We start from the raw sequence: 20,545 nt of genomic DNA, 5'->3' as shown, positions 1-20,545 counted from the left end.
TTATGTTGATAAGAAAAATATCGTCAGTTATCTTGGGTCTATTCTTAATGACCCCTTTAATTGTACATGCTCAAGATAATAGGGCATCTACAAGAGGCATCCCCTCTGACCAAGTGATAGTCCCCTATTACCTAGAGGTGAGTGCTATTAAAACGGTGCATATTATATTCCCAAGTCCAGTGGTTTATGTGGACCTCGGAACTTCAAATATAGCGGCAGATGTGCCTGCTGATGCTCAAAACATATTGAGGGTGAAAGCAGTTACAGAGTATTTCAAGGACGAGACCAATCTAAGTGTAGTCTGCGAGGATGGCTCGTTTTATAACTATAATGTTCGCTATAACCACCAACCACCAAAGTTGAATATTGAGATGCAGAGCTATGCTAATCAAGACGTAGATCTCACAACACCTCAAAATAACATTGGGATTCAAACGAGTGACCTTTATGGAGAGAGCCCCAGAGAGGTAGATGCTGCAATGAAGTATATAGCATCGAGAGGCCGCATCTATTTCCGCCATATAGGTGTTCAGAAGTATGGCATTCAGCTACAGCTAAAGGCACTATATTATCACGGTGGTATGTACTACTTCCACCTCTTCGTAAAGAACTCTTCTAAGGTAGGCTACCCTATTGACTATATTGGGTTTAAGGTGGTTGACAAAAAGCTAGCTAAGCGTAGTGCTATGCAGGAGCAGATTATCACTCCTGTAAGGTGCCATAACCTAGTGCAACGAGTGAATGGCTCAGGGTCAGCAAATATTATTTTTGCTGTTCCTATCTTTTCAATGCCTGATGGTAAGGTGTTGGAGATTTCACTGTTTGAGAAAAATGGTGGACGTACCCTCAATATGATTGTTGACGGCAACGACCTCTTGAAGGCGAGAGAATTAGATAACTTTAGGAAGATAAATTAATTCAGTTCTCCTTTTTCCAAGGAGAGAAATCATAGAAAAAAAGATATGAAGAAGGTATTTTGTATTATTCTATTTGCGTTGACATTACTACCATTTGTCTCTCAAGAGGCAGATGCTCAGGTGATGTTTGTAGGAACTAAAATGGTGTCTGTGAAAGGTGGTATTCCCTATCGGAGCAAGCCCTTTCATACCAAAGAATCATTTACAGCTGGTGTGGAGTATGCCCAGTTTCTTAAAGGAGGAAACTATTGGTCTGTCGGTCTTGACTTTGAGCAGAACAATGTTCCCAAAAAGGAATTTTTTATTAGTGATATGACTATTGTCGCTAATGGAGGGTATAACCTCTTTATTATTGGTGACTTTGCTAGGACCTTTAACCTATATGGATTTGCAGGTCTAAGTCTAGGTTATGAGCTTTTGAATAAGGGTGATAAAACGCTACCAGATGATAACTCCCTAGATAAGACGCAAGCTTTTATCTATGGAGGAAAAGTCGGTTTGCATTCAGATATTTACCTAACAACGCAATTAGCTGTTACAATGGGGTTGGGCACCCATTTCCTTTGGGGAACGGTTACAAACACAGTGGTGCGACCCTATTTTGAAGGTGGACTCAAGGTGCTGTTCTAACAGTTTGTTGTAGTCTGTCTTGTCTTATCTCTTTGTAGGAGCCCTTCTGTGATATGCAGTCGGGCTCCTTTATGTCTTTATGGGGAACTTTGTATGGTCTTGAAATGCGAGTCGATATTTGTATATATGGTAATAATAGCTTATGTTTGCAATATGGAAACGATAGTAGGATTATTATATCGGTCTGGAAAGACTGTGTTCAGCATTCAAGAGATAAGACTTTTGACCAGAGGTCTTTATCCTGCTGCTGTCTTGCCCAATCGATTGTCAAGATTAGTGCGAGGCGGTGATATTCTCAGGTTAAGACAAGGTGTGTATGCACTACCTTCGTATGATCCTTTAGAGTTCGCCTGCAAGATTCAAGTGCCTTCGTATATATCAATGGAGACAGTACTTAGGATGCATGGTGTCATTTTTCAATACGATAATTCAATAACACTCGCCTCGTACCAACCAAAGCATATCTTTAATCCTTCTGGTGAAGTTTTTCTATTTAGGAAGCTCTCAACTTCCATTCTGATAAATAGGAGGGGTAAGATTGCTAATCCAAACTATACGATAGCTACAGTGGAGCGTGCGTTTCTCGACCTATGCTATGTTGATAAGTGGCGAACCTATGAGAACATAGACCCATTAAACGTGGAAAAGGTTCTTGATCTACTTCCAATTTATAACAACAAGGCTTTAACAGAGCGTGTTTCAACAATATTGTCATTATGACAGCAACGACTGATAAACATTATAGGTATCTATATGATATACTCCGAGATATAGCGTCGGACAAGAAATTATCTCCACTATTGCTATTCAAAGGTGGAACTTCATTGATGTTTTTTCATGAAATAAAACGCTTCTCCGTTGACTTGGATTTTACTTTGGTCGATAAAGAGCAAGAGCGTTTTGTTTATGAACGCATACTTACTATTGCTAGTAAGTATGGGAAGATAGTTGATAGTAACCTAGGCTTCTTTGGGCCTAAAGTCGTTTTGAGTTATGGTAGTGGTTTTTGGAACTTAAAGATTGAAGTTTCCAATCGCTATTGGGGAGAGCAATTTGAAACCCTTACGTTTGATAGCTTTTCTCTTAATGTTATGTCGTTGTCAGATATGTACGCTCATAAGCTTATCGCTTTAGAAGAACGCACAGGGATTGCTACAAGAGATATATATGATATATGTTTCTTTGAACAGAGAGATGTTTTTCCAAATGAAGAGATTATAATGAAAAGAAAGGGACGTACCCTTTTGGAACAACTGGCTGTGGATATTAAAATTTTAGAGGAGTTTCCTAACAATAGAATACTCTCTGCTTTAGCTCCTCTATTGGAGCCAGATGAAATAAAATGGTGTCGTACACACTTACTTTCTGAGACGATTAGCTCTCTTCAGAGAAGGGCAAGTGCAGAAAGAGTAAAGCTGAGATTCAAAAAGGGTATAGCAATCACCCCACCTAAAGGAAATAGGGGATTAAAGCGTTAACTGTGAAAATCATATTTAGCCTACTTTTGTCATAACCCTTCTCTCATATTTTTCATGTGAAGAGAGAGTAAGCTTTTGGTATCTCTTAATCTCCCATGTTTCGGCACTTGTTTTTTTTGTTATCTTTGTTGTGTCTTTAGATATGTATAAGAAGAAAAAAGGCACACAACCATTAATTGACTATATATGGGAAAGATAGTTGATTTAATGCAACAGTACCTTGATACAGTATCAAGGGAACAACTGGAACAAGATGTAGCAGAGATTAAAGCACTAGGGTTAGTAGGACCCTCCATGAAGGAGTTTAGAGACTCTTGTCTTAAATGTAAAGAGGCATGTTTATCTCAACATAGACTTGATAATATACGCCCTCTCAAAAAATAAGATGGTAAGATGTTATTTGTCCTCTGTTAGTTTGACAAAGTTTATAGAGGGGAGTACAACTGTCTCATAACCTGATTGCATTGTAAGGTTAGAGATATAGCTTCTGATATATGGAAAGGCTATAGCTGGGGCATTTACTTTCGCAAATGGAGAGCTGAAAAACTTGTCATTAAGATCGTTATCTGTTACAAAAAAGAAGTCCATCAGCAAATCCATCTTGAAGTCTTGACCTATAATACTGACCTCAAAAGAAACAACGAACGAGTTTTTGCTCCGAGGTAGACCAGCTGTCTTATAAGAAAATTTGAAAGAGCGGTTGGCTTCCTCGGTGTTATCTTCTTGGTTATAAAGTTGCAAGTCCAACTTTGCAACCTTCCATTTTCTTAATTGAATGTTCATATATTTTATGCCGCAAAGGGAGTCGTGTCGTTATTGTTCCTTTCAAATGAGGTATTCTCGCACCTCTTAATGCCATCTACATCATCATAAATGATGTAATTAACTTTGCTTGTGGGTACATTGATAATATGACCATTTGCATCTCTATCTAGTTCATATTGTCTTGTTAGGGGACCTGACGATGCTACCTCAAATAGACCATCGTTAGAGTACTCCACAGGAAATCCAAATTCCTCTGTAAGTATATCAAATAATTCCTCGCTTGAGATTTGATCAAAGAAATTATCTATTCTATCTTTTACATCTTCTAGTCTCATATTGGTATATCTCCTTTTTCTACAATTTTTACATCAGTTACAATCTCGTTTGGTGAATATACAGCACAAATAGTACAGTTTTGAGAGACCCTATTGACTCTATAGATCCTAGTTTCTTTCGTAAGTTTAATATATACATTCGCTATTGAAACAACAAGATCCGGAAAAAGATATTTTCTTGCAACGTTTATTACAAGCCCATCAATAAAGATCACTTTACGTTTTCTGTATTCGTTTTTCAGTTTTGTCTCTAGCTTTTGCAGTACATACTTAAATACTTCGCAACCTCTCTGCTCTCTCAAATCTAGCACATTAGACTCTTCTGTAGATATTGTAGCACCTAGTATGGCATATTCGTTATATCGGTATTGATGACTTTTGTTGTCCCATGCATTCACGCATGCCCATTGACCCGCTGCTTTTTGTGGGTCTTCTAAACCATCAATAAAAAAGTAAGCTCCATCGCCGAGCCACTCATCATCTCCAACGGAGATGTTAAACCCATTAATGAGTATGCTATTTGCACTTTCATAGCTAGTCCCATGAAACCCTTTTGACTTAAATACACTCATTCATCAAATAATAGAAACAACCAACTGTATATAATCTTTCGATTGGATGCAATAATCCACTTTCCTACCACAAATATACAACATCTATTTTACATAGAGCGTATTTTGCCTATTCTAAGTTGCTTCTTAAGTTTCTTTGATTGAAAATGTGGGTATTTGATGTTGCTCTCCTTGCAAATTCCGTTCTTCTTTTTCCATCACCCTTATGCGGCAATTAGGTGAGCCTCGCTCGCTTCGGTCTCGCTCATTACCTTTGCTATGTATTTACTTGTCTAGGTATACAGTTTTATGAATTTTTGTTTTGGAGAGGGTGGAGATGTGAGATCTGCACCCTCTTGCTTTTCGTCCTCAATCGTATGCGACAATTGCGAGAATGTTGAGTATCTCTGAGTAGTGACTACTTTTTGTAGCAACTCTTTTTTCTAGTTTTATTTGTGTAGAGAAGGCGAAGATGTAGTTCTTTGTCCTCTTTCGTTTGTCCTATCGCCCCCCTTGCCTATTTGCTTCTTCCTCTTTTTACATATTCCTCCTTATGCGGCAATTAGGCGAGTCGGGGTCACCTCTCGTGATACGGTTATGTTTGTCAAAAGGTGGTGTGGTTCCACCGTGGTAGAGATGTGAATTGTTTATGAGGATGTTTTGTTATGAGTAAAGAAGAGCAAAAAGAAGAGCGTTTATTGGTGTATAGAGAGACAACCAATGAGGTGGGTGAGGTGGAAGTAGTTTGTTATGACCAAGCGACTAATAAGTTAGAACGAAGTTATGGTTATGACGTGAATGGACGACTACATGGCTTTTATCAGAAGTGGACCAAAGAAGGTCCCCTTGAGTTTTGTACTAAGTACCATCATGGTATTGAGAAGGGCCCGAGGGTGACTAAGTTAAGAGGGCTCTCTCCCGATATTTGGGAGCATACACCTATCGGGGAGAATGGGCTTTGGGGTGAGCCAGTTTATGCGACATCTCCGGGAATCGTTGGTCCTGATCAACTCGCCCCCAAAGAGGAGGTTGAAAAGATGTTGGAAGCTCACGCTGCTGAGCTACGTGAGAGAGCAGAAGCGAGGAGCCAATTTGACCCAAGGGAGTTTGTATTGGAGTCTATCTGGGACACCCTAGACGACTTAATGGAGCGAATGGAGTTGAATGACTATTCATTCAGCGATGAGGTGAAAGAGTCCCTTCAAGATGGTATCAGGAACTATGATAGGGGCGAGAGCTTTTTCAATGATCTTTCTGAATTCGGTGCTGGTGATTTGCTCGGAGACTTCGTTTATTACTCTCAAACGAAGGATTTTTACTTGAGATATATGGATGATATTGAGAGCTTCGCTAAAGAGATAGAAGAGGAGCTTGGTCAGCCATTGTCGTTGGATGATCCTAGGTTCCATTATCTCTCACGGCTTGTTGTAGAGGAGGTCGCCCATCGCATAGGAGATGATTTCCAAGATTTCTTTTATACAAGGGTTCTTGATAATGTAGAGGATATAAGCCTAGAAGAGGCAAACGAGGTGATGGAGAAGGGTGGCATGGAAGAGGTTACAGAGATTATCCAAGATTACATTGGTTTTCACGAAGAGGACCAAGAATTAAGCCAAGAGGAGCTTGTCGCTAAGACAGTAGTTGACAAGGAACCTAAGAATATAACTCTAAAAGCTAAGAAGAAAGGAGGAGTTAAGTTATGAATACTACAGTAGAATATGATTTTGCTTGTAATGGTGAGAAACCTGTAAATGGGAAGCTACCGATTGATTTGTACCTCCTCGGATTCGGTGGTTATTATGGTTCTGAATTAATGAATTATGATGCCTTATTTGATATTGTAAAAGCTGACCTTGAAGCCGAGATTGGAGATTGGTCAGTAGAGGTGTCTGATGACGATGTGCGTGTCCTTTGTGATTCAGTTGACGAGGCGTCATACAAGAAGGATATGAGTGAGGAGCTAATGGGCTATTATATTGATTGTATCAATGAAACCTATCCTGACCTTGTTGAGACGATAATGGATGAGCCTACTATTCTTCATTATCTACCCGGTATAGATGTTGATGAGATACATCAAAAGGTACTTGTCGACATCGTTAAATTAGAGGAGTTACATTCAGCATGTATAGCTGACCCCAATTTTTATAATACCCTCCAAAGAGGCGATTATGAAATTCCATTTCATCTCGATAGTATAGATGGGCGGGAAATGACTAATCCCAATAAGCCGTGGGATGAGCTAGAGAGTCTAGGTCCATTGGAGATTAATAATCTTCTTTACATTAATGCTAATCTAAATAATGGGTTTAATAGACTTCGTTATAATAATATAACTGAGTATTGTATTGATTGTGCTTTTGAGAGCAATGTGCAATTGCAATTTTATGTAGATCCTGACCTTATGGACCAAATTGCTTCAAAGTATAAGAATGAGAAGAAGAAGTCCATTAACCTTCCATCTATTGATAAGAAGCAAGGAAAAGGAAGAAAGGTGTAACGAGTGATTTGTGGCGAAGTAGTGTAAGTACAAAGAGGATAGTTGAGAGATTGTAAAGGTTTAGATGTAGTTTGAAGGTTGTAAAACGATAGTGTTATGTGGTGGACAGATGAGATAATAAGTAGGATCAAAGAAAATGACCCATCTCCCGATTTGGGAGAGATCACTTTTAACAGAGAGGTTCAGATATTTGAGAGAGGTAACAAGGAGAATGGTCTCTATGAGAGTTGGTGGGCGAATGGGAATAAGCTAAATCGTTGCCAATATAAGAATGGCAAGCGAGATGGTTTACAAGAGAGTTGGTACCCGAATGGTCAACGCTCCATGCGCTTTTACTGCAAAGAAAACTTTATGTATTCAAGAGAGAGTTGGCACAAGAATGGAAAATATAAGGGTAGGGTTGAATATCCCGATGGTATTGAGATGGGAAAGAACCAAGTGATCATTGATCCTGCTTATAACCCAAGTGTCAGTAGAGTGCGTAATCATTTTGATGTCAATGGTGAAGGCTTAGATAGTGTTGAAGAAATAAACGATATGGATATTGTAAGAGATTATAAGTTTGCTTGTAATGGAGAACAACCTGTAAATGGGAAGGTCCCGATTGATTTATACCTCCTCGGATTTGGCGGTTACTATGGTTCTAACTTGTTGTGCTACGACAGTTTGTTTGACATCGTACAAGATGATCTTAAAGAAGAGATCGGAGATTGGTCGGTAGAGGTGTCTAATGACGATGTCCATGCTCTCTGCGACTCTGTTAACGAGGAGGCATATATTAAGGATATGAATGAGGTTCTAATGAGCTATTATATTGATTGTATTAATGAAACCTATCCTGACCTTGTGGAGACAATAGAGGGTGAGCCGATCCATCTTGCTCATCTATACGGTTTCGGCACTGACGAGCTTTATCAGAAAGTGCTTATTGACATTGCTAAATTAGAGGAATTGCATGCAGCGTGTATAGCTGACCCCAATTTTCCCAAAGCTCTTGAAAAAGGTGATTATGAATTGCCATTTCACCTTAATAGCATTGATGGGCGGGAGTTGGACAATCCAGACAAACCATGGGACGATTTGGCTCTTCTTGGTCCATTGGAGATCAATAATCTTCTTTACATTAATGCGAATCTAAATAACGATCTGAGCTCACCATATAACACTAAGTTTTATAATATAACTGAGTGTTGTTTTGAACATGCAATTCTAAGTGATGTGCAGTTGCAATCTTATGTAGATCCTGACCTAATGGAGCAAATTGCTTCAAAGTATAAGAATGAGAAGAAGAAGTCCATTAGCCTTGCTCCGAATGATAAGAAAAAAAGAAGTGGGCGAAAGATATAAAAACGGCTAATGAAGGGTGGAGAGGTTGCTATCCTAGTAGGATGCTATCTCTCCCATAAGAGTTATTATTGATGTTTTATGTGATATGATTTATTTGTAGTGATATGAAGGTAGAAGAACTATTGATATATGATGGGTATGTGACTATTGAACTAGATGCCATTGGCTTCTGTGGTTACAATAATTCAGTGTTATGGGACCCCGATTATATATGGGATATGACACGTTCAAAGCTAGAAATCAATGGGGTGAAAGAAAATAGAATTAGAGAAGAGGATATTGAGACTTTATATTCCTCTATAGATGTGGCACAATATAAGGCTGATATGAACGAAGTTTATATGGGAGCTTATATTGATTGTATTAATATGGTTAAGCCAATTATTGAGGAGATAGAGGATGAGAAGGTTAAAATGGTGAGTCCACAAACTATATCCGTTAATACAGACGAGATATATCAAAGGGTGAGGATTGATATGAATAACCTTAAAGATCTACATCAACAGTGTTGTGAGAACCCTATCTTTGAGAATTTTATAGAGAGGGCAAAGTACCCCGATCTTGTACTTAGATCTAGCTCCGCTGAAATACCTTCCCTTAATTTCGAACATTGGAGGGACCTTGAAGACCTTAATATGAGAGAGCTAAATATACTTCTTCATCTGTCAGCAAACCTCTACAACGCTAGTCTAACAAAAAACAACATCAATAAAGAGTGTGAGGTGATTTGTGTGGAGAGTTATATAGAACCAACTCTGTACATTGACCCCGAAGTGTTAGATAAGATGGTCCCAAAGCATTCTGTGAAAAAGCATGAGCACATATTTAATAAGTCTTCTAAGCTAGCAACAGAGAATAGTCAAAGAAGCAGCCATTCACGGAAAGGAGCAAAAAGGAAGAGGTGAGCTTAATAGAGCATTATCAACATAAGTACACATCCCCACACATTCATTTTATGAGTTGTGTGGGGTTCTTTTTCTCTTTTTCCCTCTTCATCCTCATGCGGCAATTGTAAAGAGTGGGTAGTACATGTGACATCAGGTATTTTTGTGCTAGTGGTTGAAATTTTCATAGTATAAGTGATTTTGTGCAGAGAGGGTGGAGATGTGAGATCTTCACCCTCTTTCATCTGTCCAATCGCCCCCTTACTTTTCCTCTTTTTCATCCTTATTCTCATGCGGCAATTGGGTCTTTTGCTCTTGTTGGACGGGAACTGGTCACATTTGTAATGTGAGAGTTAGAATGTTTCTATTCTCAATGGTAATATGTTTATGGATAAAAATTATCAAGGGTTATGAAGAAGGAAGGATTGATTAATGAGGTGACTTTAGAAAAAGGAGGTGAGGTAGAGTTTGAACTAGAGGCACTAGGCTTCTGTGGTTTCTACGAATCGTCCCTATGGAATAGTGATTCCATAGAAGATGATATCAATTGGTTGCTAGACAATGAAGGGGCAGAAAGTGATTTGGATAAGGTAGGTGACCTATACTGCTCTATAGATGTAGAGAAATACCAACAGGAGATCAGCGAGTGTTACATGGAGGAGTATATAGATAGTATAAATAGGGTCTACCCTGATCTATTAAAAAGTATTCCTGAGGCAAAAGTGGAGGTCTCAAGTCCTGCCTATTACAACTATTCTACAGATCGTATTTTTCAGAAGGTGAGGTTGAACACCCAAAAGTTGAAGGAGCTGCATCGTGAAGCGATGAACTCTCCGAAGTTTGAGTCTGCCATTAAAGAGGCTTTTACTCCTAGAATGGGTTATATGCCACTTCTATCAGAGAAGCTAAGCGATTGGAAAGAGATCACCCACTTAGATACTACAGAACTAAATGTCCTATTAAATATGCAGGTAGATCTAAAGTTGCGTGAACAGCTTTGTGGGATTAAAACACTCTGTGAATTCAGATGTGAAGACACAGGGATCCGTCCAATCGATTATATAGACCAAGACTTGCTCTATAAGATTATAGGCAAAGAAAAGGAAGTAGAGGATCAAGGTCTTGATCAAAGCAGTGCAAAGAGTATTGTCCTAGCTAAGCCGGAGACTAAAAAAGGAAGAGGCTTATAAAGAGTGATGATTGAGCAGATGGTTTTTTTAATGAATGATGATATAAAAGTGTTATGAGTGAGTTGGAAGATGTGAAGAGAACTGAGAGTGGTGTTTTTTATGACTTGGAGGGAAGTAGAGATGTATTGTATGATAAGATCCATAATGGTCAGAGGTTGACTATTGGTTATGACTCTACCGCAGAGTCTCCTAGAGAATGGGAGAATAGTTGGAGCTTATCATGCTCTCATAGAAAGTATGACTTGGGCGATGAGGATTGTCGCTTGAATGTTAGAGATTACGATAGTTGGGAGGAGTATGGGGAGGCACTACGAGAGGAATATGATATTGTGGAGATGGTGCCATTATACATGACAGATCATTCACATCTAGCATTAAGCATTGTTGACCCTAATGACAGATGGAATAGTGGTCAGATAGGATTCGCTTTCCTCACAGCTGAAAACCAAAAACACCTTGCAGATACTTATGGCATCACTGACTTGCATGAGGCTTCATTAGAAGTCTTAAAGCAAGAGCTGGAGGTATATGAAGGGTATCTGAATGGCGAGTCTTATTCTATGATGGTAGAAGACGTTAATACTGGCGAGACGATTGATAGTTTTGGTGAGTTTTATGGCACCGACTTTGTGGCGAATATGTTGGTTGCCTTTATCCCTGAGGGGTTTGCGGAAGATGTCTTTAAGGCTCTTCCAATGTACTTCCCCTCTCCTGAACAAGAGCAATCGAAGTCTTTTGAGCAGACACAGGAGGTTGAAAAAACAAAAAAGGAGGGAGTGGACAAAGCGTTGGAGACTTCTAAGAAGACCCCAAAGCAAATCAATATTCAAGAACCTAAGAAGAAGGGTTTGAAATTATGAGATTAGAAGGCTCTCCTTTGGAAGGTGCTTTTTGGGTTGTGTATGGGAGATAAATAGGCATTAATAAATAACTATAGATTATGAAGGAGAATTTTGTTGATGAGTGTAAGGATAGGGTGTTTAATGCCCTACTTGACAATGAGGGTGAGTCGTTTGAGGATAAATATGAATTAGCAGATGAGATAGCTAGTTTTATCTCTGATGATGTTATTTATTACTCGGAAGGGGAGAAAGCAATAAAAATGTACCCTGATGAGTTTGTTGATTTTTGGGATTGTGAGGGGTATGTGTATAAGGAGATGAAGAATTTTAACCCCTATTCTCCTGATGGGGTTCTTGGTGTGTGGAGAGATATGGTTTCACATAGTTGCTCTACTATAGTGGAGGGTATAACAGAGGATTTTCGTGATGGTCCTTTGACCCTCGGAAAGAAAGAGCTGGTTGATCTATCGATCGCCCTTGATGATTTTGAGGAGTACCCTTTTCTTGTTAATGGGTGTATTCAATATGACTACCACCCTGAGGAGAGGTCTTTTTATTCGGAGGCATCTGCGAAGTTATATGGTTCGTCTTCTGACCTCTCAAAGGTGGTGGGTGAGGCGATGGAAAACATGTCTTTTACAACTGATATAGAACAAAAGGTTGAAGATAATAGGAAAAAGGATTTGGACAACAGTGTTGACCCTATGAAAAACAACAAGAAAGGAGGAGTGAAGCTATGACAAAAGAACAGAAGGAAAAATTGGAGGAGATAAGAGCTAATGACGAGCATCCTGAACGAGGTGAGATTAAATTGATCATGGATGGGCTTCTCAAAGATTATTATTTCCGTTTGGAGCGAGACAGAACTTGTGAAGTTTGGTACCCTAGTGGTCTACTAGCTGAGAGGTGTAACTACAAAGAGGGTAAGCTAGATGGTCCTTATGAGTCCTATTGGGATAATGGACAGTTGAAGCAGAGTTGTGTCTATCTCAATGGTAAGGTAGAGGGCCTTGAGGTAAGCATGTATAAAAATGGTTCTTTGTTGTCTCATCGCCCATTTAAGGATGGCAAGTTGGATGGGCTCGTTAAACGTTGGTACTCTGACGGAGAACTTCAAGAGAGCCAGTTTTACAAAGAGGGGAAAAGAGAGGGTCTTTGTGAGCGGTGGAATAGGAGTGGGCAACTAGAGAGTCGTGGAAACTACAAAGATGGCAGACAAGATGGTTTATGGGAGAGTCGGTACCCTAATGGGCGACTAGAGAGACGCTGCAATTATAAGGATGGAGAGCTTAGTGGTCTTTTCGAGAAATGGTATGATACAGGACAGTTGTCAGAGCGTTCTTCCTTCGTGCAGGACATGAGGGAGGGTCTAGTTGAGCGGTGGCATCTCAATGGTCAGTTAGAGCAGCGTAGCTTCTACAAGAATGGTAGCCGAAATGGCATTTGTATGGAGTGGTTTCCAAGTGGACGATTAAAAGAACGAGGTCTTTATAAATCTGGTCAGCTTTTTGAGTTGTTGCCACTTGAGGCTAAGGAGTCACCAAAGCGGATTAAGGTTCAAGAACCTAAGAAGAAAGGAGGCGTGAAGTTATGAAGGAGGGATTGAAAAAGGTTTTAGATGAACTGATTGCAAATGACCTTCACCCTGAGCGAGGGGAGATTAAACTTGCTAAAGATGATTTTGGCTTTGAGTACTTTGAGCGTCTTACGCCTAATCATTTGGAGCGTTGGCATGATAATGGTCAGTTATGGATGAAGAGCTTAGTCAAAGATGGAGGGCTAGATGGGATATGCCAAGAGTGGAATGAAAATGGGACCCTTGTGGTTCGGGAGAGCTATAAGGAGGGTAAAAAAGATGGTCTTTGTGAGGAGTGGTTCGAGAATGGGCAACTCAAATCTCGTGGCTACTATATTGAATCTAAATTGGAGGGAGCATTAGAAGGTTGGCACCCCAATGGAAATCTAAGGTTAAAGAGTGAATATAAGAATGGAAAGCTAGAAGGGGTTCGTGAATGGTGGTTTGAAAACGGTCAGTTGGATGTTCGTGCAATCTATAAGGCAGGTAAGTTGAATGGGCTTTGTGAGGAGTGGTATGAAGATGGAAAGCCATACTCCAGAGTAAATTATAAAGATGGAGAGAGTGATGGGAAATTTGAACGGTGGTACCCTAGTGGAAAGCTCGCAGAGCGTGGAAACTACAAAAATGGTAAGGAAGATGGCTTGTTTGAGTATTATGGAGGTTATAAAACTGTGATACAGAAGGTTTTTAGTGATGGGGTTCTCAAGTCTGAAAAGATAGTTGACCACTTTATCAATGAAAAATCTATAGGGTCTGAAAAGAAGATAACCCTTAAGTCTAAAAAGAAAGGAGGGGTGAAGTTATGACGGGAGGACAGAAAAAAGTTTTGGAAGAGCTGCGAGCTAATGACCAGTACCCTGAGCGAGGGGAGATTAAATTTGTTAAAGGAGATTTTGGCATGGAATACTTTGAGCGTGTCTCCTCTAACCATTTTGAGAGGTGGTACGATAATGGACAGCTTAGTGAGGTCTCTACTTATAAGGGCGATGTAATGCATGGAGAACATAAGAGTTGGTACACAAATGGCGTTTTATTTTGTAACGAAACCTATAAGGACGGAAAATTAGAGGACCTTCGGGAAGTCAGGCACATGAGTGGATTGCTAGCTAAGCGTGGGTTTTATAAAGAGGGAAAGAAGGAGGGTCTATTTGAGAAATACAGGGATGAGAGCGGTCTGATGTTTTCACGAGGTACATATAAGAACGACAAGCTAGATGGTGTTTTAACAACTTGGGATTCAACAGGAGGATTGCTGACACGAGAACTATATAAAGATGGGGAGAGGGTAAAGTACCTAAGGCCAGCAGAAGTGGTGAATATGGATGAGGGACAGCAAGCCACATTATCCCGAATTAAAGCTAAAGACCTTCACCCTGAGCGAGGGGAGATTGAGTTCCTGAGGGGAATGAATCATAAGCTTTATTTTGAACGCTCATCTCAAGATGGTCTTCGTGAGCGGTGGTACGAAAATGGGCGTTTGATGTCAGTGAGACAAGAAGATGAGAATGGAATACCATGTGGTCTTTCAGAAGAATGGAACGAAAGTGGGCAATTAGAAAAACGCTGTAACTATAAAGAGGGAGGTGTGCTCAACGGTCTATATGAAACATGGTGGAATGAAGACCAAATTATGGTTAGGGAGAACTATAAAGATGGCAAACTAGATGGACTATGTGAAAAGTGGTACCCCAACGGAAAAATAGAAGAGAGAGCAAACTACAAGGACGGTCAACGACATGGGCTCAGTGAACAGTGGTGGGAGGATGGTAGATTACTAAGTCGAGAAAGCTATAAAGAGGGAGGGAAGCATGGGCTATGTGAGAGGATGGCCCCAATTTTTGGTAAGATAAACCAATTCATTTATAAAGATGGGGTTATACAATCGGGGAAGCTAGTTGACCACTTCACAGAGCCGCCTACCCAAGACAGCAAGAAGAAAATAACGATAAGACCTAAGGGGAAGAAGAGTGGAATAAAATGATGAGAACATAATAACGAATTAAAAAGGGAGGATATAAAGTTGTTTTGGAGTTAGAAGTATGGGATATATAGGGTATTCACGGAGCGAAAATAGCCAAAGAGCAATTAATGATTATGAAGTGCCTAAGAGCATGATTACAAGAACTTTTATTCAAGAGTTTCTTAGGTCTGCTAAGTTCTTGGAGTTTCTAAAAGAACAGGCAAAGTCAGGCAATCCTATGAGCATGAGTGTTATAGAGAATGTCCCTGTGACGATGTGGAAAGATGCGACTGAGTATGTTCCATATATTCGGCATCACACCTCTAAATTTTATAACTATACACCTCACTATGACCTTTTAGAGGTTGTGTCTGAGGTATATGGTGATTTATCTATTTCGGGTAAGGTGCCTGCGTTGTCCGATGGCTTATTTAGTTGTATAGATAGTGATGGAAAAACCATTTTCTGTGGAATGTATCAAAATGGAAAACTTAATGGGTCGTTTGAGTGGTATGGTGCTAGTGGTCTTCAAGAACATAGCTTCTGGAGGGATGGTGTGCTAGATGGTCTTTGTGAGAAGTGGCATACGAATGGTCAACTTGCAGAACGCTGTGCCTATAAGGATGGTAATAAAGATGGTCTTTTTGAGAAATGGCATTCAAATGGTCAGCTTGCAGAACGCTGTACCTATAAGGATGGAGAATTTGAAGGGATGCATGAATGCTGGAGCCGTGATGGCCAACTTGGAAGTCAATGGAGTTATGTTAACGGGAGCCTCAATGGTCTATGTCTAGTTAGGAACGAAGAAGGACTTCTCCAAAAAAGTGTTTTTTATAAAGATGGCAAAAAGCATGGTCTTTGTGAGAGTTGGCATACGAATGGGCAGTTAAAAGAACGTTGTACTTACAAAGATGGTAATAAAGATGGACTTTATACTCGTTGGTCGTTAAATGGGAACCTTTTGGTTCGTTGCACTTACAAAAACGGAGTGAAAGATGGCCTATCAGAGCAATGGAGTAAAAAGCTTGGAAAAGTGGTGCGTCATACTTTTGTTGAGGGTGAGCCTTCCAATCGTGTTGAAACAGATGGGTTCCTTGAGACAAAGAAAAAGATGATAACGATTGCACCTAAGAGTAAAGGTAAAAACGGAATTAAAAGATAAAGATAAACTATGGGTAGAAAACAGAGAAATAAGGGTAGGAGAGGGAATGACAATTTCTTTTATGACCTAAGGACAGGGAGTAATCCTGCTATTTATGATAAGCTCAATAATGGAGTAAGAGTGATAATTAACTACTGTCACTCTGAAAAGGCGAATCCAAGGACCAAAAGTGATGGGTTTTGGAAGTTCTCTTTTTTGACTTCACTCTTTAACCTTGGTGATGAGGAGTATGTGGTTGACACCACAGACATTGGCTCATGGAAGGAGTATGAGTGTGTGCTTCGTCAGAAATTTAACGCAGTGAAGTTGGTGCCAGTATATATGACTGGTGATATGGGAAAGATATTGAGTACAAAGAGAGCTGCTAGCTTTTGGGATAGCTCACAGCTTGGCTATGCCTTTTTGACGGAGGAGGATGTGGTGAAGCTCGTTGACACCTATAGTGCGAGGCGTTTTCATGAGGTGTGTAAGTTTTTCTTGAATAGTGACCTCATACGTTATGAGTGCTACCTTAATGGTGATGCATACTCGCTTTTAGTAGATGATCTTAGGGGCGAAAAGAACCTCTTATACAAGGAGGGGTATCTAGGTTGTGATTTCATTATTAATGGTATTGTAGATGACTTGCCCCCACAGTTTGTGGAGGATGTGTTTGAATCAATTCCAGAGTTTTTTGCAATTTCTCTAATGGACGAAGACCTCTTTGATGAAGAGCAGCCTTTTGGATTTTCCGACTTTAGCGACCCTTTAAGGGTAGGTGGTATGGGTGTTAAGTCTAATCATAAGAATATGTAAGTAATAAATTAGTCGTTTATGGATATGAATAAAGAAAAAGAGATGTTGACGATAGATGACATCTACGATTTGTTAGAAGAGTCGTATCAATTGAGGAGTGTAGATGAAACGGATAATCTCAACAACTCTCTCGTAGAGTTACAAGATTGCTTTGATATGGGAGCTTGCTTCTTCTATGATCTACTAGACTCTTATTTCCGTGATAATGACTTGGATGTTGTGGATAAGATTTTGTACGACCTTGTTGAAAAGGAGCTAGGAGATCGTGGTATCACCGAGGAGGAGGTGTGGACGTTTATCTGTGGTCCAGATTACGATGATTTGGATGATGACTATGAAACATACCAAGATATAACAGATTATGTTCGTTCGTTGCAAACGTTTGATGATAATGACTATATCTATACGCTCTTGCGTCAGACGGGTGAGGATGGCATTCTTAATGTTCGAGTGAGTGGGATCTATGCTCTTGAGCCTCCTGTCTTAAGCCCCTTGAAATTCAGTTATTCTAATGGTGAGTCAGCTGTTGGTAAGGCGATTGATCAGCTACAGTTGAATCCAATCAAGGTCGTTGATGAGCTACAGAAGTTAGGAGTTCCTTTTAAGGCGGATTTTCCTGACGTTTCTGAGAGGAATGGTAATGAGTGTGTGTCGTACGCTTCATTTGCTAATGAGGTGAAGGACCTTTCACCAGAGTTGGGCAACCTTACTTTCCTAGCAAAGATTGACCTCGTAGATATGTTTGAGAATGACTTCCTCGTTCATAGCATAACGGTTCCGAAAGGTAATAAGTGTGGGTTCCAAAACAGTCCCTTTGAGATGACTTTGGATAAGGACCTAACGTTGGAGCTGTATAAGAGTATAGAGAGGAGTCACATCGTTATCGAAGATAAGAGCATTGATGATTCTCGCTCTATCGGAAATCGCTTGAATGCGACTAGTAAAACCTACGGTAAGGTGGCTTCAATAGTAGGAGGAATGCAACCTAGTGTGAGGCCCTCTAAGGAGGTGGAGCAAGAGGAGGCTCCTAAGAAGATTACCTTAAAGAGGAAGAGTAGGGGTGGGCTATCTCTATAAGTGTAGGGGTAGCCAAGTGAAGAAATAATATTAATCTATTGATAATTAATGAATATGGAAAAGAGAGATGACCTAAGGGCAAGAGAGGTCCGGATTGAAGGAGGAGATTCTAGGCATTATGTTGATATAAAGTATGGCTATGACGAGAGGGTAGACCTAGTGTATAAAGATATGTCAAGGGAAGGTAGACAACATGGCATTACCTACTTTTATGATCGGTCGTCAGATGAGGAGATTGCTAGAGAGACCCACGTTTATTTTTGGGGAGAGAGGCTTCGTAGTTTACATAACATGACAACAGAGGAGCGTGATGTAAATTTAATTGAGCGATTTTTGCTTAAAGACGCATTAGAGTTTGCCTATGGGAACGTTAGTCCCCTGTTTGACGACGAGTTGATTGTGCCAGCTCTAAAGTGGGCTGGCGATGCTACAGAATGTCTTTATGACCTCGCTAAAAATGGACTAGATTCTGAGTACTTGAAGAGGGCCCATTTGGATGTTTATTCTGAAATGGACTTTACAAAAGACCTTTACTTCAAGCATTTTGATGCTCTTGAGATTGATGACTTGGATCGGTATGAGGTTGCCGCTGCATATATGGAGAAGTATGACACTCATACTTTCCCTGATATAGTTGTTTCACAAGCTCTGAAAGAGGGTTGCCGGATGGCATACCCATATTTTTCTCACTATTTGAAAGAGACTCTTGACCTCTATGTGCCACTGATGGATACCAAAACACTTGAAAATGCTCTTAATTGCCTAGAGACAAAGCGATTTGAGATAAAGGATAAGATAGAAGAGGTATATAACGAGAGGCAGCAGCAGAAGGTTTCAAAGGTGAATGACCGAAAGTTGAATAAGCCTGAGAGGAAGCGTGGCCGTTCAATGTAGTGTTTTAATTGGTCATTTTGTGACTAACTAAATCAATGATTAAATAGAATAATAATAGCATATATCAATAAAATAGTAGCAATATGAAAAACTTGTTTAATAGTACGTTGGTTTGTAGTCGCCTCCATTGCATGGTGACATTCAAAAGGAGTATTCTCTTACTAATGCTTTTGTTTAGTGTCCCCATCTTTGCACAAGATTGTGTGACTAAGTTTATGGGGATTCCAGTGGATGGGACTAAAGAGGAGATGGTGTCTGCCTTAGAGAAGAAGGGATTTATGCGAATAAATGAGGATGGTTTGTTAGGAGACTTCAATGGTGAACGTTCTATGGTGGTCGTTAGGACTAATAAGGAGCGTGTTTGTGCAGTCGTAGTGACTCCAATTTTGCCTATTGACAAGTCATCTGTATCGCTAGTTTTTAACACCCTTTTTTCTCAGCTTGATAATAACCCAAAGTACAAGTGGTTTCGTGGCAAAAAGATCTCTGACAAGGAAGACGTAGACTATGAAATGTCTGTTCACGACAAGTTGTATTCGGCGTGGTTCTTCCAAGTTGATGACTGTTTGGAACAAGTCCAAAACAAACGTGTTGCTCTTACTGTCAATAGGGTTGAAGGTGGTTTCTGCGTGGTGATTTCCTATATCAATGGTGGTAACCTTTCCTATGGTGAGGACCTTTAATGCACAAGAAAAGATGGAGAATAAAATGTGTGTGACAGAGTTCCTTGGGGTGCCAGTAGATGGTACTAAACAAGAGGTGTTCTCTGCACTTGAGAAAAAAGGTTTTTCTAAGGTCGATGAAGATAACCTTAGTGGCAACTTCCTTGGGAAGCTATGCGAGGTATCGGTTGGGCTTCATAGTGACAAGGTCTATGTCGTTTATGTGCTTAACGAAGAGACACTTGATGGCGAAACGGCTAAGATGGAGTTTAACAACCTCTTCATGACTTTTTCAGTAGATGCAGAATTTTCTTATGGTGGTGGTAAGTTTATACCACATAATGAGGATCTTGAGAGCTTCTTTTCAAAAGAAAATAAGTCTTATCTCTGTTGGTTCCATCAAGTTGGAGATGGCTTAACGGAGCTAGAGAAAAGGAGAGTAGTTATAATGCTCTATAGGGTAGAGCCTAATAAGTACACAGTGAGTCTTGGGTATTTCAACAATTATAATTCTCCTAGGTTCGTGCAGAAATTGCTATCGGCTGACCCCAATAATAACCATTCAGGTGACGACCATTAATTTTGCTATGCTTGAGTGGTACACTTTACTAGAGTCATTTTCCAGATCTCATGCGGCAATTGGAATAGTGTTTGGATTGTCTTATAGGGTAGTACCTTTGTGTCGATAAAGTAATAGATTGTTTTATCATGTAGATTGTTAATGATGTTGTGAGGATGTGGGCTGGCGTTGCTGGCTCACATCTTTTTTGCCTTCACTTCTAGGCGTAATGGTGCGATGTTTACTCCGCTAAAGTCCCTTGACCCCCTTTCTCCTCCTTGACATTTTCCCTCTCTCTTTTTTCATCTAGTTCTAACTAACCACAAAGAACTCATGCGGCAATTAGGTAAAGCTGGTAGGGCTATTATTATGCGGGTATGTTTGCGATGGATATGGAGTTGTGCCGCTCCATCTCTGT

At 40.0% G+C, this 20,545-nt stretch carries 24 protein-coding genes; 20 read left to right on the top strand and 4 right to left on the bottom strand.

The window, feature by feature from the left end; genetic code table 11:
- Positions 1–2: 2 nt before the first annotated feature.
- The 4 genes from traN (at position 3) to MWL85_RS05110 (ending at position 3,025) form a co-directional block, all read left to right on the top strand.
- Complete coding sequence (traN, locus tag MWL85_RS05125) at positions 3–917, top strand: conjugative transposon protein TraN (protein WP_244401711.1); 915 nt, start codon at positions 3–5, stop codon at positions 915–917.
- Between the two features lie 45 nt (positions 918–962).
- Entirely contained in the window at positions 963–1,547 is a 585-nt protein-coding gene (locus MWL85_RS05120) for a conjugal transfer protein TraO (protein WP_244401710.1), read from the top strand.
- Between the two features lie 153 nt (positions 1,548–1,700).
- The gene (locus MWL85_RS05115; RefSeq protein ID WP_244401709.1) at positions 1,701–2,267 is read left to right on the top strand and encodes a type IV toxin-antitoxin system AbiEi family antitoxin domain-containing protein; all 567 of its coding nucleotides are present in this window, start codon (positions 1,701–1,703) and stop codon (positions 2,265–2,267) included.
- Positions 2,264–3,025 carry a nucleotidyl transferase AbiEii/AbiGii toxin family protein gene (locus tag MWL85_RS05110; protein ID WP_244401708.1) on the top strand — a complete coding sequence of 254 codons (762 nt, stop codon included), beginning with the start codon at positions 2,264–2,266 and terminating at the stop codon, positions 3,023–3,025. The genes MWL85_RS05115 and MWL85_RS05110 overlap by 4 nt, the downstream gene beginning before the upstream one ends.
- 396 nt (positions 3,026–3,421) lie before the next feature.
- Here MWL85_RS05110 and MWL85_RS05105 read toward each other — a convergent pair whose 3' ends face one another.
- From MWL85_RS05105 to MWL85_RS05095, 3 genes are read right to left on the bottom strand one after another with little or no spacing between them, the layout of a single operon-like run.
- Positions 3,422–3,808 (bottom strand): protein-export chaperone SecB, encoded by a 387-nt coding sequence (locus MWL85_RS05105; RefSeq protein WP_244401707.1) that lies wholly within the window; start codon positions 3,806–3,808, stop codon positions 3,422–3,424.
- 5 nt (positions 3,809–3,813) lie between these two features.
- Positions 3,814–4,125 (bottom strand): hypothetical protein, encoded by a 312-nt coding sequence (locus tag MWL85_RS05100; RefSeq protein ID WP_244401706.1) that lies wholly within the window; start codon positions 4,123–4,125, stop codon positions 3,814–3,816.
- Positions 4,122–4,697 (bottom strand): poly(ADP-ribose) polymerase family protein, encoded by a 576-nt coding sequence (locus MWL85_RS05095; RefSeq protein WP_244401705.1) that lies wholly within the window; start codon positions 4,695–4,697, stop codon positions 4,122–4,124. Before MWL85_RS05095 ends, MWL85_RS05100 begins: the two co-directional genes overlap by 4 nt.
- Positions 4,698–5,341: 644 nt before the next feature.
- Here MWL85_RS05095 and MWL85_RS05090 point away from each other — a divergent pair.
- The 4 genes from MWL85_RS05090 (at position 5,342) to MWL85_RS05075 (ending at position 9,428) form a co-directional block, all read left to right on the top strand.
- The gene (locus tag MWL85_RS05090; protein ID WP_244401704.1) at positions 5,342–6,379 is read left to right on the top strand and encodes a DUF7222 domain-containing protein; all 1,038 of its coding nucleotides are present in this window, start codon (positions 5,342–5,344) and stop codon (positions 6,377–6,379) included.
- On the top strand, positions 6,376–7,176 hold the full coding sequence (locus MWL85_RS05085) for a hypothetical protein (RefSeq protein WP_244401703.1): 801 nt from the start codon (positions 6,376–6,378) through the stop codon (positions 7,174–7,176). The genes MWL85_RS05090 and MWL85_RS05085 overlap by 4 nt, the downstream gene beginning before the upstream one ends.
- A gap of 96 nt (positions 7,177–7,272) precedes the next feature.
- Entirely contained in the window at positions 7,273–8,523 is a 1,251-nt protein-coding gene (locus MWL85_RS05080; RefSeq protein WP_244401702.1) for a toxin-antitoxin system YwqK family antitoxin, read from the top strand.
- Between the two features lie 104 nt (positions 8,524–8,627).
- Positions 8,628–9,428 carry a hypothetical protein gene (locus MWL85_RS05075; RefSeq protein ID WP_244401701.1) on the top strand — a complete coding sequence of 267 codons (801 nt, stop codon included), beginning with the start codon at positions 8,628–8,630 and terminating at the stop codon, positions 9,426–9,428.
- A 2-nt stretch (positions 9,429–9,430) separates the two neighbouring features.
- Here MWL85_RS05075 and MWL85_RS05070 read toward each other — a convergent pair whose 3' ends face one another.
- The gene (locus tag MWL85_RS05070; RefSeq protein ID WP_244401700.1) at positions 9,431–9,688 is read right to left on the bottom strand and encodes a hypothetical protein; all 258 of its coding nucleotides are present in this window, start codon (positions 9,686–9,688) and stop codon (positions 9,431–9,433) included.
- 129 nt (positions 9,689–9,817) lie between these two features.
- Between MWL85_RS05070 and MWL85_RS05065 the strand changes: the two genes are divergently transcribed.
- The 12 genes from MWL85_RS05065 to MWL85_RS05010 all read left to right on the top strand — a co-directional run bounded on the left by MWL85_RS05065 (position 9,818) and on the right by MWL85_RS05010 (position 20,148).
- Positions 9,818–10,597 (top strand): hypothetical protein, encoded by a 780-nt coding sequence (locus MWL85_RS05065; RefSeq protein WP_244401699.1) that lies wholly within the window; start codon positions 9,818–9,820, stop codon positions 10,595–10,597.
- A 53-nt stretch (positions 10,598–10,650) separates the two neighbouring features.
- On the top strand, positions 10,651–11,457 hold the full coding sequence (locus tag MWL85_RS05060) for a hypothetical protein (RefSeq protein WP_244401698.1): 807 nt from the start codon (positions 10,651–10,653) through the stop codon (positions 11,455–11,457).
- 80 nt (positions 11,458–11,537) lie between these two features.
- The gene (locus MWL85_RS05055; protein WP_244401697.1) at positions 11,538–12,179 is read left to right on the top strand and encodes a hypothetical protein; all 642 of its coding nucleotides are present in this window, start codon (positions 11,538–11,540) and stop codon (positions 12,177–12,179) included.
- The gene (locus MWL85_RS05050) at positions 12,176–13,033 is read left to right on the top strand and encodes a toxin-antitoxin system YwqK family antitoxin (protein WP_244401696.1); all 858 of its coding nucleotides are present in this window, start codon (positions 12,176–12,178) and stop codon (positions 13,031–13,033) included. The genes MWL85_RS05055 and MWL85_RS05050 overlap by 4 nt, the downstream gene beginning before the upstream one ends.
- Entirely contained in the window at positions 13,030–13,824 is a 795-nt protein-coding gene (locus MWL85_RS05045) for a toxin-antitoxin system YwqK family antitoxin (protein WP_244401695.1), read from the top strand. The genes MWL85_RS05050 and MWL85_RS05045 overlap by 4 nt, the downstream gene beginning before the upstream one ends.
- The gene (locus MWL85_RS05040) at positions 13,821–14,999 is read left to right on the top strand and encodes a toxin-antitoxin system YwqK family antitoxin (RefSeq protein ID WP_244401694.1); all 1,179 of its coding nucleotides are present in this window, start codon (positions 13,821–13,823) and stop codon (positions 14,997–14,999) included. Before MWL85_RS05045 ends, MWL85_RS05040 begins: the two co-directional genes overlap by 4 nt.
- Positions 15,000–15,057: 58 nt before the next feature.
- Positions 15,058–16,140 carry a toxin-antitoxin system YwqK family antitoxin gene (locus MWL85_RS05035; protein ID WP_244401693.1) on the top strand — a complete coding sequence of 361 codons (1,083 nt, stop codon included), beginning with the start codon at positions 15,058–15,060 and terminating at the stop codon, positions 16,138–16,140.
- A gap of 9 nt (positions 16,141–16,149) precedes the next feature.
- The gene (locus tag MWL85_RS05030; protein ID WP_244401692.1) at positions 16,150–16,935 is read left to right on the top strand and encodes a hypothetical protein; all 786 of its coding nucleotides are present in this window, start codon (positions 16,150–16,152) and stop codon (positions 16,933–16,935) included.
- 24 nt (positions 16,936–16,959) lie between these two features.
- Positions 16,960–18,012: a hypothetical protein gene (locus MWL85_RS05025; protein WP_244401691.1), complete on the top strand. Its 1,053-nt coding sequence runs from the start codon at positions 16,960–16,962 to the stop codon at positions 18,010–18,012.
- A gap of 54 nt (positions 18,013–18,066) precedes the next feature.
- On the top strand, positions 18,067–18,906 hold the full coding sequence (locus tag MWL85_RS05020; RefSeq protein ID WP_244401690.1) for a hypothetical protein: 840 nt from the start codon (positions 18,067–18,069) through the stop codon (positions 18,904–18,906).
- Between the two features lie 83 nt (positions 18,907–18,989).
- Positions 18,990–19,589 (top strand): hypothetical protein, encoded by a 600-nt coding sequence (locus tag MWL85_RS05015; protein WP_244401689.1) that lies wholly within the window; start codon positions 18,990–18,992, stop codon positions 19,587–19,589.
- A gap of 13 nt (positions 19,590–19,602) precedes the next feature.
- Positions 19,603–20,148, top strand: coding sequence for a hypothetical protein (locus tag MWL85_RS05010; protein WP_244401688.1), 546 nt, complete (start codon positions 19,603–19,605; stop codon positions 20,146–20,148).
- Positions 20,149–20,545: the final 397 nt, after the last annotated feature.

Origin of the sequence: Porphyromonas somerae (assembly GCF_022845615.1) — a bacterium.
Lineage (GTDB): Bacteria > Bacteroidota > Bacteroidia > Bacteroidales > Porphyromonadaceae > Porphyromonas_A > Porphyromonas_A somerae.
The sequence above is the reverse complement of the archived record's forward strand: the minus strand, read 5'-3'. Positions and strand labels throughout refer to the sequence as shown.

What these genes read in the sequence shown, in the direction of transcription:
- traN (WP_244401711.1), top strand. Translation starts at nt 3, where the DNA reads ATGTTGATAAGAAAAATATCGTCAGTTATCTTGGGTCTATTCTTAATG.
- MWL85_RS05120 (WP_244401710.1), top strand. Translation starts at nt 963, where the DNA reads ATGAAGAAGGTATTTTGTATTATTCTATTTGCGTTGACATTACTACCA.
- MWL85_RS05115 (WP_244401709.1), top strand. Translation starts at nt 1,701, where the DNA reads ATGGAAACGATAGTAGGATTATTATATCGGTCTGGAAAGACTGTGTTC.
- MWL85_RS05110 (WP_244401708.1), top strand. Translation starts at nt 2,264, where the DNA reads ATGACAGCAACGACTGATAAACATTATAGGTATCTATATGATATACTC.
- MWL85_RS05105 (WP_244401707.1), bottom strand. Translation starts at nt 3,808, where the DNA reads ATGAACATTCAATTAAGAAAATGGAAGGTTGCAAAGTTGGACTTGCAA.
- MWL85_RS05100 (WP_244401706.1), bottom strand. Translation starts at nt 4,125, where the DNA reads ATGAGACTAGAAGATGTAAAAGATAGAATAGATAATTTCTTTGATCAA.
- MWL85_RS05095 (WP_244401705.1), bottom strand. Translation starts at nt 4,697, where the DNA reads ATGAGTGTATTTAAGTCAAAAGGGTTTCATGGGACTAGCTATGAAAGT.
- MWL85_RS05090 (WP_244401704.1), top strand. Translation starts at nt 5,342, where the DNA reads ATGAGTAAAGAAGAGCAAAAAGAAGAGCGTTTATTGGTGTATAGAGAG.
- MWL85_RS05085 (WP_244401703.1), top strand. Translation starts at nt 6,376, where the DNA reads ATGAATACTACAGTAGAATATGATTTTGCTTGTAATGGTGAGAAACCT.
- MWL85_RS05080 (WP_244401702.1), top strand. Translation starts at nt 7,273, where the DNA reads ATGTGGTGGACAGATGAGATAATAAGTAGGATCAAAGAAAATGACCCA.
- MWL85_RS05075 (WP_244401701.1), top strand. Translation starts at nt 8,628, where the DNA reads ATGAAGGTAGAAGAACTATTGATATATGATGGGTATGTGACTATTGAA.
- MWL85_RS05070 (WP_244401700.1), bottom strand. Translation starts at nt 9,688, where the DNA reads ATGAAAAAGAGGAAAAGTAAGGGGGCGATTGGACAGATGAAAGAGGGT.
- MWL85_RS05065 (WP_244401699.1), top strand. Translation starts at nt 9,818, where the DNA reads ATGAAGAAGGAAGGATTGATTAATGAGGTGACTTTAGAAAAAGGAGGT.
- MWL85_RS05060 (WP_244401698.1), top strand. Translation starts at nt 10,651, where the DNA reads ATGAGTGAGTTGGAAGATGTGAAGAGAACTGAGAGTGGTGTTTTTTAT.
- MWL85_RS05055 (WP_244401697.1), top strand. Translation starts at nt 11,538, where the DNA reads ATGAAGGAGAATTTTGTTGATGAGTGTAAGGATAGGGTGTTTAATGCC.
- MWL85_RS05050 (WP_244401696.1), top strand. Translation starts at nt 12,176, where the DNA reads ATGACAAAAGAACAGAAGGAAAAATTGGAGGAGATAAGAGCTAATGAC.
- MWL85_RS05045 (WP_244401695.1), top strand. Translation starts at nt 13,030, where the DNA reads ATGAAGGAGGGATTGAAAAAGGTTTTAGATGAACTGATTGCAAATGAC.
- MWL85_RS05040 (WP_244401694.1), top strand. Translation starts at nt 13,821, where the DNA reads ATGACGGGAGGACAGAAAAAAGTTTTGGAAGAGCTGCGAGCTAATGAC.
- MWL85_RS05035 (WP_244401693.1), top strand. Translation starts at nt 15,058, where the DNA reads ATGGGATATATAGGGTATTCACGGAGCGAAAATAGCCAAAGAGCAATT.
- MWL85_RS05030 (WP_244401692.1), top strand. Translation starts at nt 16,150, where the DNA reads ATGGGTAGAAAACAGAGAAATAAGGGTAGGAGAGGGAATGACAATTTC.
- MWL85_RS05025 (WP_244401691.1), top strand. Translation starts at nt 16,960, where the DNA reads ATGAATAAAGAAAAAGAGATGTTGACGATAGATGACATCTACGATTTG.
- MWL85_RS05020 (WP_244401690.1), top strand. Translation starts at nt 18,067, where the DNA reads ATGGAAAAGAGAGATGACCTAAGGGCAAGAGAGGTCCGGATTGAAGGA.
- MWL85_RS05015 (WP_244401689.1), top strand. Translation starts at nt 18,990, where the DNA reads ATGAAAAACTTGTTTAATAGTACGTTGGTTTGTAGTCGCCTCCATTGC.
- MWL85_RS05010 (WP_244401688.1), top strand. Translation starts at nt 19,603, where the DNA reads ATGGAGAATAAAATGTGTGTGACAGAGTTCCTTGGGGTGCCAGTAGAT.